At 63.6% G+C, this 13,482-nt stretch carries 10 protein-coding genes, 1 tRNA gene and 1 pseudogene; 8 read left to right on the top strand and 4 right to left on the bottom strand.

Annotated features, from left to right (window positions below; genetic code table 11):
* Window positions 1-96: 96 nt before the first annotated feature.
* From BLU22_RS14215 to BLU22_RS14205, 3 genes are all read right to left on the bottom strand, one after another.
* The gene (locus BLU22_RS14215; RefSeq protein WP_090215819.1) at window positions 97-2,955 is read right to left on the bottom strand and encodes a ribonucleoside-diphosphate reductase subunit alpha; all 2,859 of its coding nucleotides are present in this window, start codon (window positions 2,953-2,955) and stop codon (window positions 97-99) included.
* A gap of 637 nt (window positions 2,956-3,592) precedes the next feature.
* Entirely contained in the window at window positions 3,593-4,324 is a 732-nt protein-coding gene (locus BLU22_RS14210; RefSeq protein WP_090215816.1) for a 4'-phosphopantetheinyl transferase family protein, read from the bottom strand.
* Window positions 4,325-4,360: 36 nt separating this feature from the next.
* A complete protein-coding gene (locus BLU22_RS14205) occupies window positions 4,361-5,761 on the bottom strand; it encodes an adenylate/guanylate cyclase domain-containing protein (protein WP_090215814.1) in 1,401 nt (466 codons plus the stop codon).
* A gap of 208 nt (window positions 5,762-5,969) precedes the next feature.
* Between BLU22_RS14205 and BLU22_RS14200 the strand changes: the two genes are divergently transcribed.
* The 4 genes and pseudogenes from BLU22_RS14200 to tnpC all read left to right on the top strand — a co-directional run bounded on the left by BLU22_RS14200 (window position 5,970) and on the right by tnpC (window position 8,872).
* Window positions 5,970-6,341, top strand: coding sequence for a YkgJ family cysteine cluster protein (locus tag BLU22_RS14200; protein ID WP_090215811.1), 372 nt, complete (start codon window positions 5,970-5,972; stop codon window positions 6,339-6,341).
* 41 nt (window positions 6,342-6,382) lie between these two features.
* On the top strand, window positions 6,383-6,946 hold the full coding sequence (locus BLU22_RS14195; protein ID WP_090215806.1) for an NAD(P)H nitroreductase: 564 nt from the start codon (window positions 6,383-6,385) through the stop codon (window positions 6,944-6,946).
* A 134-nt stretch (window positions 6,947-7,080) separates the two neighbouring features.
* Window positions 7,081-7,157 (top strand) — tRNA-Pro (locus BLU22_RS14190).
* A 179-nt stretch (window positions 7,158-7,336) separates the two neighbouring features.
* Window positions 7,337-8,872: pseudogene (tnpC, locus tag BLU22_RS14185) on the top strand (IS66 family transposase).
* Between the two features lie 251 nt (window positions 8,873-9,123).
* Here tnpC and BLU22_RS14180 read toward each other — a convergent pair.
* The gene (locus tag BLU22_RS14180) at window positions 9,124-10,812 is read right to left on the bottom strand and encodes a YfjI family protein (RefSeq protein ID WP_090215803.1); all 1,689 of its coding nucleotides are present in this window, start codon (window positions 10,810-10,812) and stop codon (window positions 9,124-9,126) included.
* A 174-nt stretch (window positions 10,813-10,986) separates the two neighbouring features.
* Between BLU22_RS14180 and BLU22_RS14175 the strand changes: the two genes are divergently transcribed.
* The 4 genes from BLU22_RS14175 to BLU22_RS14160 all read left to right on the top strand — a co-directional run bounded on the left by BLU22_RS14175 (window position 10,987) and on the right by BLU22_RS14160 (window position 13,220).
* A complete protein-coding gene (locus BLU22_RS14175; RefSeq protein WP_090215800.1) occupies window positions 10,987-11,199 on the top strand; it encodes a helix-turn-helix transcriptional regulator in 213 nt (70 codons plus the stop codon).
* 374 nt (window positions 11,200-11,573) lie between these two features.
* On the top strand, window positions 11,574-12,230 hold the full coding sequence (locus BLU22_RS14170) for an inovirus Gp2 family protein (protein WP_090215797.1): 657 nt from the start codon (window positions 11,574-11,576) through the stop codon (window positions 12,228-12,230).
* Window positions 12,230-12,634 carry a hypothetical protein gene (locus BLU22_RS14165; protein WP_157719011.1) on the top strand — a complete coding sequence of 135 codons (405 nt, stop codon included), beginning with the start codon at window positions 12,230-12,232 and terminating at the stop codon, window positions 12,632-12,634. Before BLU22_RS14170 ends, BLU22_RS14165 begins: the two co-directional genes overlap by 1 nt.
* 268 nt (window positions 12,635-12,902) lie before the next feature.
* Window positions 12,903-13,220, top strand: coding sequence for a hypothetical protein (locus tag BLU22_RS14160; protein WP_090215792.1), 318 nt, complete (start codon window positions 12,903-12,905; stop codon window positions 13,218-13,220).
* Window positions 13,221-13,482 lie beyond the last annotated feature (262 nt).

The following is a 13,482-nucleotide window of genomic DNA, read 5'->3' as shown; positions in this document are numbered from 1 at the left end:
CAGGGTGCGCAAGACGATACCGGGGCCGTTGGTCGGTGCGGGGCTGCGCCCTCTTTCCCGGCCCCTCTCCCGCGAGCGGGAGAGGGGGATGGTCGGTTACTGGCAGGCTTCGCAGTCGGGGTTGTCGATCGAGCAGGCCTGGGGCACCGGGGCCGGCTTCGGCTCGGCGGGCAGGCTTTCGTCGATCACCGAGCTGACGGCGTTGAGCTTGCCGGTGTTGATGGTCGACTTCTCGGTGCTGGTGGCGGCCAGGGCGCGGAGGTAGTAGGTGGTCTTCAGGCCGCGGTACCAGGCCATGCGGTAGGTCACGTCGAGCTTCTTGCCCGAGGCGCCGGCGATGTACAGGTTCAGCGACTGGGCCTGGTCGATCCACTTCTGGCGGCGGCTGGCGGCCTCGACGATCCAGCGGGTCTCGACTTCGAAGGCGGTGGCGTACAGCGCCTTGAGGTCGGCCGGGATGCGCTCGATCTGCTGCACCGAGCCGTCGTAGTACTTGAGGTCGTTGACCATCACCGCGTCCCACAGGCCGCGTTCCTTGAGGTCGCGCACCAGGTAGGGGTTGATCACGGTGAACTCGCCGGAGAGGTTCGACTTCACGTAGAGGTTCTGGTAGGTCGGCTCGATGGACTGCGACACGCCGACGATGTTGGAGATGGTCGCGGTCGGGGCGATGGCCATGATGTTGGAGTTGCGGATGCCCTTCTTCACGCGCTCGCGCAGCGGCGCCCAGTCCAGCGACTCGGACAGGTCGACCTCGATGTACTTCTGGCCGCGCTGCTCGATGAGGATCTGCTGGGAGTCCAGCGGCAGGATGCCCTTGGACCACAGCGAGCCGTCGAAGCTGGAGTAGGCGCCGCGCTCGTCGGCCAGGTCGCAGGAGGCCTGGATGGCGTAGTAGCTGATCGCTTCCATGGACTTGTCGGCGAAGTCGACGGCGGCGTCGGAGCCGTAGGCGATGTGCTGCAGGTACAGGGCGTCCTGGAAGCCCATGATGCCTAGGCCGACCGGGCGGTGCTTGAAGTTGGCGTTCTGCGCCTGCGGCACGCTGTAGTAGTTGATGTCGATGACGTTGTCGAGCATGCGCACGGCGGTCTTCACGGTGCGCTGCAGCTTGGCGGTGTCCAGCTGGCCGTCGACGATGTGGTTCGGCAGGTTGATCGAGCCCAGGTTGCAGACGGCGATCTCGTCCTTGTTGGTGTTCAGGGTGATCTCGGTGCACAGGTTGGAGCTATGCACCACGCCGACGTGCTGCTGCGGGCTGCGCAGGTTGCACGGGTCCTTGAAGGTCAGCCACGGGTGGCCGGTCTCGAACAGCATCGACAGCATCTTGCGCCACAGGTCCTTGGCCTTGATGGTCTTGTGCAGCTTGAGCTTGCCGTACTGGGTCAGCGCCTCGTAGTACTCGTAGCGCTCCTCGAAGGCCTTGCCGGTCAGGTCGTGCAGATCGGGCACGTCGGACGGCGAGAACAGGGTCCAGTCGCCATCGTCGAACACGCGCTTCATGAACAGGTCGGGAATCCAGTTCGCGGTGTTCATGTCGTGGGTGCGGCGGCGGTCGTCGCCGGTGTTCTTGCGCAGTTCGAGGAATTCCTCGATGTCCAGGTGCCAGGTTTCCAGGTAGGCGCACACCGCGCCCTTGCGCTTGCCGCCCTGGTTGACCGCCACGGCGGTGTCGTTGACCACCTTGAGGAACGGCACCACGCCCTGGCTCTTGCCGTTGGTACCCTTGATGTAGGAGCCCAGCGCGCGCACCGGGGTCCAGTCGTTGCCCAGGCCGCCGGCGAACTTGGACAGCAGGGCGTTGTCGCGGATCGAGTCGTAGATGCCGCCCAGATCGTCCGGCACGGTGGTCAGGTAGCAGGAGGACAGCTGCGGGCGCAGGGTGCCGGCGTTGAACAGGGTCGGGGTGGACGCCATGTAGTCGAACGACGACAGCAGGTTGTAGAACTCGATGGCGCGCGCTTCCTTGTCCTGCTCCTCGATGGCCAGGCCCATGGCGACGCGCATGAAGAACACCTGCGGCAGCTCGAAGCGCACGTCGTTCTTGTGGATGAAGTAGCGGTCGTAGAGGGTCTGCAGGCCGAGGTAGGTGAACTGCTGGTCGCGCTCGTGGTTCAGCGCGGCGCCCAGGCGGTCCAGGTCGTAGCAGCGCAGCTTGGGATCGAGCAGCTCGAACTCGATGCCCTTGTCGATGTACACCGGCAGCGCCTTGGCGTACAGCTCGGCCATCTCGTGGTGGGTGGCGCGCTCGGCGACGCCGAGGAAGCCCAGCGCTTCGGCACGCAGGGTGTCCATCAGCAGGCGGGCGGTGACGTAGGAGTAGTTCGGCTCGCGCTCGACCAGGGTGCGCGCGGTCATCACCAGGGCGGTGTTGACGTCCTGTTCGGATACGCCGTCGTAGAGGTTCTTCAGGGTCTCGCGCTGGATCAGCTCGCCGTCCACCTCGGCCAGACCTTCGCAGGCCTCGGCGATGATGGTCTGCAGGCGGCCGAGGTCGAGCGGGCTTTTCTCGCCGTTGGCCAGGGTGATGCGGATGCTCGGGTGCGGCTGGGCCACGTCGCTGCTCGCGGCGGCGCGCTTGCGCTCCTGGGCGCGGGCTTCGCGGTAGATCACGTAGTCGCGGGCGACCTTCTGCTCGCCGGCGCGCATCAGGGCCAGTTCGACCTGGTCCTGGATCTCCTCGATGTGGATGGTGCCGCCGGAGGGCATGCGGCGCTTGAAGGTGGCGGTGACCTGTTCGGTCAGGCGTGCCACGGTGTCGTGGATGCGCGACGAGGCGGCGGCGTTGCCGCCTTCCACGGCGAGGAAGGCCTTGGTGATGGCGACGGTGATCTTGTCGTCGGTGTAGGGCACGACGGTACCGTTGCGTTTGATCACGCGCAGCTGGCCCGGGGCGGTAGCAGCCAGATCGCTGGCGTCTGCCTGGGATATCTCGCGAGTGGTGTCGGTGTGCATCGGGGTCTCCACAATCTCGGTGTGTTCAGTTCGGGCACCGGGGTGCCGCCGTTCGAAAAGAGCGCCCACGCGGGCGTGGGTGAAGCGGTCGGCGGGCGGCGCCGCATGGCGGCGGCATGGCCCGTGTGCCGGGGTCTACCCGTGCGGTGGCAGGCGGGTGGCGACCACAATATCTAGGGGTGGCGGTGCGCAGTGCAGGCCACCGTACATGGCCCCGGACGATGCCTGCATCGCGGGGCGTCCAGCGCGTTGCCGGGGTCTCGGCGGGCGGCTGGAAAGGCGCTGTTCGGCAACCGCCTGGGGCTTGCGGGAAGCCTGCGCCGGTGTTTTCGATTATGGGTGGTTGCCGGGTAAAAACCCAATATCTAGTGGGTCATTCCAATTGAGCTACAAGATAGAGCGCTCATGGAGGTAATGCAAACGACCTTCTGTGGATAAGTGTGTGGGTAATGTGTGGGCGAGCTGTGGGCTGTTTGGCGTGCCGCGGCGCACTGCGCTGGTTGGCGGCATTCAGGCCTTTCGTCGCCTCGCCACGGCTGTCGGGCAGGCCCGGCCATGGTCTTGAAGGGCGCGCAAACTAACACAACATCTAGTGCTTGGGGAGTCTTGGAAAAAGCCGCCGAGTGTGCAGCCCCGCTCAGGCCGCGGGGATCGCCACGAGGCTCAGCAGGCACCCGTCGTCGACGGCGAACTGGCCGTCCAGGCGCGCCCCACGGTGCCATCCGGCGCCGAGCTCTTCGCGCAGCTCCAGGCAGGCCCGGCCGTCCTCGCCATGGCTGACCAGGGCGGCGGCGTGGAAGTAGAAGCGCCGGCCGACCAGCGGATAGAGCGCCTTGAACAGACTTTCCTTGAGGGAGAAGCACAGGGTCAGGTGGGCGCCGCGCTCGCTCGCGGGCAGGGCGTGGAAGTGCGCCAGCTCGTCGGCGGTGAGGATCTCGCCGGCCAGGCGTTCGGCGCGCGCGCCCGGCAGCAGGCGCTCGGCGTCCAGGCCGAGGCCGCGCCAGGCGTCGCGGCGCCCGACCAGAGCGGCTGCCCAGCCGTGGCTGTGGGTGATGCTGCCGAGCAGGCCCGGCGGCCAGCAGGGCGCGTTGTCGGCACCGCGGGCGGGGTAGTGCGGCTGCCCGCTCAGGGCGGCCAGGGCGCTGGCGGCGCACAGGCGGCCGGCGAGGTATTCGCTCTGCCGTTTGGTGGCGGCGCTGGCGATGCCGGGCGGCGGCTCGAGGGCGCAGCGGGCGAAGTCGTCCGCTGCCAGGCGCGCCGGGTCGAAGCGGCAGCTGTGCAGGTGCAGGCCGGGCAGTGCCACCGGCAGCGGCCAGTGGTCGCGCGGCGCTTCGCAGCAGGCGGGCAGGGCGGAGGCGAGGTTGGACATGGCGCGCAGTATGCCGCAGCCGGCGCGCCGGGCAAATCAGCCGACCTTGTCGCGCAGTTTCTCGACTGCGTGCTGCAGGGCGTGGATGACCCGCTCGGTGTCGTGGTGGCGCACGTCGTCGGTGTCCAGGTACATGGAGAAGCCCGGCAGCTCGTGCTCCAGATAGCGGGTGCCGCTACCCAGGTCGCTGCGCAGGTCGACCACCTGGTAGATCTGCACCGGCCGGCTGAAGCCCTTGACCGTGATCGCGCCCTGGTCGCGGCACATGATCACGTCCTTCACCAGGGCGTAGGTTTCGTGGGAGATGAGGATCTCGCCGCTGTCGGCGGCACTTTCCAGGCGGCTGGCGAGGTTTACCTCGCGGCCGATGATGGTGTAGTCCATGCGCATCTCGGTGCCGAAGTTGCCCACCGTGCAGTAGCCGGTGTTGATGCCCATGCGGATCTCCAGCGGCTTGGTGATGCCCTGGGCGCGCCACTGCTGGCGCAGCACTTTCATGTGCTTGCGCATGGCGATGGCCATCGATACGGCGGCCACCGCATCGTGGCGGGCGCCCTGGGTGCTGGGGTCGCCGAAAAAGATCATCACGCTGTCGCCGATGAACTTGTCGATGGTGCCGCCGTACTTGAGGGCGATCTTCGACATCTCGTCGAGGTAGGTGTTGAGCAGGTCGGTGAGCGCCTCGGCCTCCAGCTCCTCGGACAGTTCGGTGAAGCCGCGGATGTCGGAAAAGAACACCGTGAGCTTCTTGCGCTGGGTCTCCAGGCGGGCGCTTTTCCTGCCGCTGAAGATCGACTCCCAGACCTGCGGCGACAGGTAGCGCGCCAGGCTGGAGGCCAGTCCCGAGGCCTTTTCCTTCTCCTCGCACAGGGCCTGCCGCACGGCATCGAGCTGCTTGCTCTGGCGGTGGGCGATCAGTCCGATGAGCAGGCAGTAGCCGCCGCCGACCAGCAGGCAGGCCAGGCTGACCGGCAGCGGGGTGTCCGGCTGGGCGGGTGGGTCGAGCAGCAGGACGGCCGGCAGCGCGCCGGCCGCGCTGGCCAGCAGGGCCTGCAGGCACAGACGCGGCCCATCGACCAGCAGGGCGCCGCTGGCGAGCATCAGCAGGATCAGCAGGGCGGGGATCAGCGAGTAGCCGAGCAGCACGATGGCCAGGCCGATGTGCAGGGCGTCGAGCAGCAGCAGGCCGTGGCGCGCGGCGGGGTGGTGGCGTGCCGGCAGATAGCGGCTGGCGGCATGGCTGAGCGGCGGGTAGAGCAGTGCATAGCCGGCCGCCCAGAGCAGGGTGGTGTCGAAGTGACCGATCTGTACGCCGACGGCGATGCCGCAGGCGAGGCTCAGCCAGGCGAGCAGGCGGCTGTGTTGTTCGCGGTCGGAAAAGGGCGCGGCCCTGGGGCGGGTGCTGCTGGCGCTGGGCTTGCCGGGGATTCCTGGCATGGTGGCACCTCCTGTGCGGGCGCAGGCGACGGGTGCCGGATAGTATCCGAGTCGTGAAACTGACGCCAACAGGCGGTCTTTGCGCGGCGGCCATGCCATCGGGCGGTGCACCGAAAAAAACTGTCCCGGCTACTTTTCAGCCGCTTTTTCTCCTCGCTAAAATCCGCGGCTCCTGCCGGCAGTCGCCGGTTCCTGCGGTGTTGCACCGATGTCCGAAAATAATCCCTGCCTGACGTGCGGCGCCTGCTGCGCGCACTTTCGTGTGTCCTTCTATTGGGGCGAATGCCGCTCTGCCGGCGGCATCGTCCCTGACGAGCTGGTCGAGCAGATCAGCCCCTACCATGCCGCCATGCGCGGTACCACCAGCAAGCCGACACGCTGCGTCAGCCTGATGGGCGAGGTCGGTTGCGGGGTGCGCTGCACCATGTACGAACAGCGCTCCTCGGCCTGCCGCGAGTTCGAGGCCTCTTGGGAGCACGGCGAGCACAATCCGCGCTGCGACGCGGCGCGCGCCGCCCACGGCCTGCCGCCGCTGACTCCGCCGCTGCAGCCGGATCTGTCGCCCGACCGCGCCGCCTGATCGGCTAGAATCCGGGTTTGCCAGTCAACGGGAGTAGGTCCATGGATGCGCTCGACGCTCTGATCAATCGTGTTTCGGTGGCGCGCCTGGGCGAGCCGGCGCCCACGCCGGAGCAGCGCGAGCTGCTGCTGCGCGCCGCGTTGCGCGCCCCGGATCATGGCCAGCTGCGTCCCTGGCGCTTCCTGAGCGTCGAAGGCGAGGCACGCCACCGGCTCGGCGAGCTGTTCGCCCGCGTGCAGGCGCTGCACAACCCGCAAGCCGGTCCCGAACTGCTCGACAAGGCACGCGCGATGCCGCTGCGCGCCCCCCTGCTGCTGGTGGTGATCGCCCGCTTGCAGGCGCACGCCAAGGTGCCGGAGTCCGAGCAGCTGCTGGCCGCCGGCTGTGCTGCCCATGGCATCCTGCTCGCCGCCCATGCCCAAGGCCTCGGCGCGATCTGGCGCACCGGCGAGCTGTCCCATGACGCCGAGGTGCGTGCCGGGCTGGACCTGGGCGACGACGAGCGCATCGTCGGCTTCCTCTACCTGGGCACCCCGCTGGGCGAGCGCCGCACGCCGCCCGTGCTGGAGCCGGCCGCCTTCCTCAGCGTCTGGGACGGTGCTTGAGGCTGGCAGGCATTCGCATGGGCTGGCGTTGCCCCCGCGCTTGCTGGCGACTCTCGGTCCGGTAAGAAAAAACTTCCACATTTCATGACGTTAGTGTAAAGTACGCTCCGTCTTCAGGTGATCCGAAGACATGTCGGGGCGTAGCGCAGCCTGGTAGCGCACTTGCATGGGGTGCAAGGGGTCGAGTGTTCGAATCACTCCGTCCCGACCAAAAATCCCTAGAAAATCCAAGCACTTACGGGTGCTTGGATTTTTTTATGCCTGTCTGTTTTTCTCAGGCCCGGTCACCAGCGGCTTCTGGTGACCGTTTGGTGACCGTATGTGCTGAGCTGCGTAGCGCGTGCGTGCGACTCAGCCCGAAAGGAAGCACTCCCCCCCCCCCTCCAGGCGATTGAAGGTGCTGCACTGCCGACCTTCGATCACCTGACGCCGGAACAACTGCGCGCCCTGGCTGCGCAGTTGACGAAGCGTGTCGAACAGCTCGACCAGCAGGTGGACTACCACAAAACCCGTAACGAGCAGCTGGCTCACGAGATCGCTATCCTCAGGCGCCACAAGTTTGCCCGGCGCAGCGAGCAGCTCAGTCCCGACCAGATCAGCCTGCTGGACGAGCTGCTCGGCACCGACATCGCGGCCATTGAGGCCGAACTCAAGGCGCTGAATCCCGCACCGGCACCCGCCGAGCCACGCCAGCCGCCCAAGCGCACCGCCTTGCCGTCGCAGCTTCCGCGTCCCCTGATCCACCACGAGCCGGACTCCACACAGTATTCCTGCGGCTGCCAGCTCAAGCGCATCGGCGAGGATGTCAGCGAAAAGCTCGACTACACCCCGGGCGTCTTCACGGTGGAGCGGCATATCCGCGGCAAATGGGTCTGTGCGCAGTGCGAAGCGCTGATCCAGGCGCCTGTGCCACCCCAGGTGATCGACAAGGGCATCCCTGCCGCCGGTCTGCTGGCCCAGGTCATGGTCGCCAAATACGCCGACCACCTGCCGCTGTACCGCCAGGAACGGATCTTCGGCCGCGCTGGCCTGGCCATCCCGCGCTCGACCCTGGCGCAGTGAGTCGGCAGCTGCGGTGTACAGCTGCAACCGCTAGTCGATGCGCTGCGCGAGCGGCTGTTGCAGCAGGGCGTCCAGCACGCGGATGAAACCCCGGTGCAGATGCTCGCTCCCGGCATGGAGAAGACCCAGCGGGCCTACGTGTGGGTCTATACCGCCAGCCCGTTCGCCGATCTGTGCGCCGTGGTCTACGACTTCAGTCCCAGCCGCGCCGGCGAGCATGCCCGTGCCTTTCTCGGCGACTGGAAAGGCCAGCTGGTCTGCGATGACTTCGCCGGCTACAAGGCCTGCTTCGAGCAGGGTGTGACCGAAATCGGCTGCATGGCCCATGCCCGGCGCAAGTTCTACGACCTGCATGTGGCCAACCAGGGCCCGCTGGCCGAACAGGCCCTGCAGCACATCGGTCAGCTGTATGCCATCGAGCGCGAGGTGCGCGATCTGCTGCCTGATGAGCGACAGCGAATACGCCAGGAAAAAGCCAAACCCATCGCCGATGCCCTGCATATCTGGATGCTCGCCCAGCGCCAGTTGGTGCACGAAGGCACGGCCATCGCCAAGGCGCTCGACTACAGCCTCAAACGCTGGACGGCCCTGGTGCGCTATCTCGATGATGGCGGGGTGGCGATCGACAACAACTGGTGCGAGAACCAGATCCGCCCGTGGGCGCTGGGCCGCTCGAACTGGCTGTTTGCCGGCTCGCTACGCAGCGGCAAGCGCGCAGCCGCGCTGATGACGCTGATTCAGTCCGCTCGGCTGGGCCATGATCCGTATGCCTACCTGAAGGACGTGCTCACGCGCCGGCCGACACAGCCTGCCAGCGCACTGGCCGAACTGCTGCCGCATTGCTGGAAGCCCGGCGAGGTGTGATGCCCGGACGCTTGCTGTCATCAAAAAGGAATTCTTGTGCAGAGCGCAAGCGCGAAGCAGTAAATAGCGAAAATAAATGTTATAATATTTTAATTTAATCTCTGTGTTTTTCAATAGACGGTGCATGCGTTGACTCTACCGCGCGATGCTTCCTGCCGATGTGCTAGTCGCTCGCCCATCAGTCTGGTCTGCCGCGCGCAATAGCTGCCAGGTGCTTCTGGCGTTGTCGTGCCCCTCCCGCGTTACGGGTGTTATCTGCGGAGCTTGATGAAGTAGCCCGAAGGATCAATAAATCCACTGCTACGCTCGGGTGACCAGTATTCCTGTTCGCTGAATAGCGGCAGCTCCTTGATGGTGAGAACCTCCCCGTTCTTCAGTGCAGGCACTCCTCGTTTGAGCAGGATAGTTTCCTGGAAGCGGTAAACGCTCCCTTCCTTATTGATGTGTCCTAGTTTAGTCAGCAGCTCGATGGCGGCCTCCAGTCGCTCATTATTGGCACGCCCTCTGAGGCTGCTGGGGCCATACTGTTTTAGTTGAGTCAGCGTGAAGCCGGTGCGTGCTCCAGGTTTCAGGTAGTCAGGTCGTGCAGTCCGGCCTGGACTTATGGGCTTCATGTCGTCGTTTCTGCCTCTGGTTGTATTTTTTTCTGGGTTAGTGTTGTCTCTGTAGGCGCACTGCAGCAGGTAGTGCGCTAGGTAGTTCGCATCCGTAACGAGCTGCGGCTCGTTGGCCAAGTGTTCGATGAAGTGCCTTGAGCAGGTCTGAGCGAACCTCCAGCAGAACTCCAAGGTGAGGTGGTCGATCTCGGTATCGCTGTCCGAGGTGCGCTCGAACGTATGTAGGATAGCCGCCAGACGGCTCGTGTTTTCCAGCAGCTTGGAGGCGTGATCCTTGAGGTAGTGGTACAGGCCGTTTTCCTGCATCTGTTGTTCGAGGTACTGGCTGCGCTGATACCAGAAGTCTGCGGCTGGCTCAGAGAAACGTAGCACTTGGCGATCAGGCGAAGTGCTGGAGCTTATGCGCTCGCGGATTCGCGCGTTGAAGAGCTGTCGGCGTGGTTGTGCAGATTGCTGGTCATGTGTGCGTTGGCCAGCCATTGGGCGTGGCTTGGCGACCAAGAAGCGGGCGAGAAAGCCTGTGCCACGAGCCTCCTCTCCGCGCTTGCCCATGAAGCGAGCGATCACGCTTGGCTGTGCCATTAGCGACAGTGTGAGGCGCGCATTCTGGAGGATGAATCCTTCCCTGGAGATCCGATCAACGATGACGCTGCTGCCATCCCAGAGGGTATTCAGTTTGTCGAGCTCACCCAGTGCCTTGCCGCTGAAAATACTGTTGGCTTCACTGGTCAGCAGGCAACCGTTAGGCGTGTTTTCATGAAGCATCTGCACTAGGGCCTGCGGGGTGGTGTCCTCATAGAGGAACTTGCCCGAGCGGGCTGGTGACGGTTCCGCCCTGACATGCTCGGCAATTGCATCCAGGGCGTTGCGGGTAGCCGCCTCATCCTCCTGGGACGCACATTTGCTGTACATGCGTTCCAGATGCCGCTTGCGTGTGCTCCACAGTTGGTGCTCGACCCGGTGATCTGCTAAGGCTGCTTCGTTGGCACGATGCGCTGCATCATTTAGGGCGTTGATGGCCTCGAAAAAGTAGTTCTGAGTAGTGGTCTTGCGCTCACCGGAGTCCGCTATGGTCAGCAGCATCAGTGAGGTTGGTACCTTGTGTCCGGTGGGCATCTGTACATCGACATGCCCTTGGCAGGCTGTGGCCATGGCTCCGAATGCGCACATTGTCGCCATCTCTCGGGAAACCTGTAGCTCTCTGACTGCTTCCGTCACAGCGCCTTCCAGCAAGCTGTGCTCACGGAAGCGTGGCCAGCCGTCGTAGGTAGAGCGTGCGCCGGTGGTGGTGGATGAGTCTCGATCATCTAGTGCATTGTTCATGCTGACCCCGCTATTTCTGCTATTTATAGCGAAAATAGCAAGCTAAAACAAATAATTCCTATCTGTGATGATTAGGAGGATCGTCGGATAGAAGAAGGCCTTGCATGGGCAGAAGCCAGTATTTTTTTAACGCCAGCACCCATCGTTTGGACGAACAGCGGCGAGGAGCCGAACATGAAATTCATGCGCCTGAACGATGTGAAAGCTGCGACCGGATTGGCTCGCTCCACGGTATACAAGTACGTCAAGCAAGGAGTTTTTCCTGCCCCTGTATCGCTGGGTGGCCGCGCCGTGGCCTGGGTTGAGGTCGAGGTGCAGGCCTGGATTGCAGATCGCATAAGGGAGCGCGATCTGCGAACGATCGTAACGGCCGTAACAGCTGAGTAGTGACCGGTGGTGACCACACAAGCCCTGCAGTCGGTTCATGCCGACTGCAGGGCTTTTTTGCCGGAGTGGCTGGGGTGATGGGCTTGCCATGCTGGCCTGGGGTTGAGGAGGTCGGTTTGCTAGGCAGCCATAAGGTGGAGGGAGCTCAGGAGTTCTCGGTTAATAGCTATATGCTTTGTATGGGTAATCCTTTCATTCCATCTAGGCATATCAGACTCAGTATCCATGACGACCCATCTACTCATCAGAGGACTAGCTACCTCCATGACCAACAGCTAGACAATCAGCTCATCAGCATCGATCAGGTAGCCATCAGACGTAAAAAGATACCCATCCAGCACTGGTTATGAATCCACCAAAACGGAGACATGACCATGCGTCGTCACCCTCAGAACCACAACCTGCACATCCACCACGATCACACCTACCAAGGCCTGCCCGTCATGCACGAGAAAGGCCCGTTCATTCGTGAGCACCTGCAACGCCTGTACGACACGATGCAACGAGCACTCGATGAGCACCCTCGGACATTCGCCTTCCGGGTAGAGCTGAAGTTCCCCAACAGCGGCATGCTGCCCAGCTACGCCTTCAGGAATGAGGTGATCAGCCGGTTCTTCGAATCCTTCAAGGCCAAGATCGAACACAGTCGCGGCATGGCCAAACGCCGCAACCGCTACGCCCATCCCTGTACCGTGCGTTACATCTGGGTGCGCGAGATCGCCAGCTCGGACAGACCGCACTACCACCTGGTGATCTTCCTGAACAAGGATGCCTACAGCGTGCTGGGCTACTTCCAGTCCGAAGGCAGGAACGTGTTCAACCGCCTGGAAGAGGCCTGGGCCAGTGCCTTGAGGTTGCCGAGAGAGGCTGTCGCCGGACTGGTACACGTCCCGCAGAACCCCGGTTACTACATCTCCCGTGACGATGAGCAGAGCCAGGCCGAGTTCTTCCGCCGAGCCAGCTACCTCTGCAAGACTGCAACCAAGATGTACGGTGATCATCAGCACAGCTTCGGAGCGAGCAGGGGCTGATGCCTTTGCTGGAAAAGGAGAGCGTTTCCATGTGGGTCGAAACTGATATCGGCACCTTCGAGATCGTCGATTACGCACACGGCTCGGCAGATGGTTTGCTGATCATCCGTGGCAGGACGCTGGCTGAGCTGGAGGCATTACGGGACCGCTACCTGCCTGAGCTGGAAGATATCGAGGACAGCAGCGACGAGGATCTACCCTTCAATGGGCAGGCCTACGCTGAGGACGTAGCCGGAGCCATGGCCGCAATGACTAGAGGGCTCAGCACCTACCAGCCCGCTGTGATACAGCCCGGTGAGGAATTGCTGCTGGATCTGGATGCTGGGCAGCGTGGCTCACTGCGACTGGTAGGTAAGCGCCTGGCAGTACCGCCTGCAGTGGAGCAGTCAGGAGGCTGCTCCTAAGCGAGTTGACTGGCTGGCGACCGATCCACGGTATCGCTGGGTCTATACGTGGCCAGAGGCGCTGGAGCTGCTGGAGACCTGTGAAGGACTGCGCATGCGTCCGGTGTTCATCCATTCCGATCTCTGGCCGAAGCTACAGCAGGCCTGGGGCATGCAGAGCCCTGCGGTGCTGGGCTAGGTGCTGACAACAAGCTCATGGAGACTCGCCGGGGTGCCGCTACTCGGCGAGTTCGGCTAAATTGGCGCTTTCCACAAGGAGAGTCGTCACATGGGTTGGCAGATCAAGGTTGTGCAAGGGGCAGTGGTCAAGATCAACGGAGAGAAGCAGACCATTCCGGCTGATCAGATTCGTGAGGTGCAAACCGTCCAGATAGGCAAGCCGGCCTTCAAGGAAGACAGCGAGACATGGAGCAAGGGCTTCAAAGCTGAAACGACGCTGGGACTGCTGGTCTGGGAAGTGACGTTCTCGCTCGACCAGTCCGGTGCCGACCTAGAGAACTCTTGTCTGGCCTCTGCTCCTGAGGGCGTTGAGGTTGTCGAAGGGCCAAAATTTGAGCTGGTAGAGTGCGAGAGCGACAACGGGTAAGCATCTGCCCCATGTAAGCAGTCTGGATCGCATCATTGCTTTGGTGCGACCCGGCTTTACCTTTTATGCGACAGAAACCTGCTGGCGGGAGGCTGAGGAAGTCACCGTAGATGTACGCAGCAGGGCAGCCTTTCGAAGGCTCATGCCGGAGCCGACAGATCCTTCCTTGAGCTGTGATCACGAAGCGTCAGTCTACCGACCGAGTGCGACACAAGCTGTCGCAGCCACCCGTTAGGCTTGCCGGCAGATCACTCAGGGAGAG

Source organism: Pseudomonas guangdongensis (assembly GCF_900105885.1).
GTDB classification, from domain to species: Bacteria; Pseudomonadota; Gammaproteobacteria; order Pseudomonadales; family Pseudomonadaceae; genus Geopseudomonas; species Geopseudomonas guangdongensis.
The sequence above is the reverse complement of the archived record's forward strand: the minus strand, read 5'-3'. Positions and strand labels throughout refer to the sequence as shown.

Excerpts from the sequence above, each read along its gene's own strand:
- BLU22_RS14215 (WP_090215819.1), bottom strand. The coding sequence starts at position 2,955 with ATGCACACCGACACCACTCGCGAGATATCCCAGGCAGACGCCAGCGAT.
- BLU22_RS14175 (WP_090215800.1), top strand. The coding sequence starts at position 10,987 with ATGAAATTCATGCGCCTGAACGATGTGAAAGCTGCGACCGGATTGGCT.
- BLU22_RS14180 (WP_090215803.1), bottom strand. The coding sequence starts at position 10,812 with ATGAACAATGCACTAGATGATCGAGACTCATCCACCACCACCGGCGCA.
- BLU22_RS14210 (WP_090215816.1), bottom strand. The coding sequence starts at position 4,324 with ATGTCCAACCTCGCCTCCGCCCTGCCCGCCTGCTGCGAAGCGCCGCGC.
- BLU22_RS14170 (WP_090215797.1), top strand. The coding sequence starts at position 11,574 with ATGCGTCGTCACCCTCAGAACCACAACCTGCACATCCACCACGATCAC.
- BLU22_RS14200 (WP_090215811.1), top strand. The coding sequence starts at position 5,970 with ATGTCCGAAAATAATCCCTGCCTGACGTGCGGCGCCTGCTGCGCGCAC.
- BLU22_RS14195 (WP_090215806.1), top strand. The coding sequence starts at position 6,383 with ATGGATGCGCTCGACGCTCTGATCAATCGTGTTTCGGTGGCGCGCCTG.
- BLU22_RS14165 (WP_157719011.1), top strand. The coding sequence starts at position 12,230 with ATGCCTTTGCTGGAAAAGGAGAGCGTTTCCATGTGGGTCGAAACTGAT.
- BLU22_RS14160 (WP_090215792.1), top strand. The coding sequence starts at position 12,903 with ATGGGTTGGCAGATCAAGGTTGTGCAAGGGGCAGTGGTCAAGATCAAC.
- BLU22_RS14205 (WP_090215814.1), bottom strand. The coding sequence starts at position 5,761 with ATGCCAGGAATCCCCGGCAAGCCCAGCGCCAGCAGCACCCGCCCCAGG.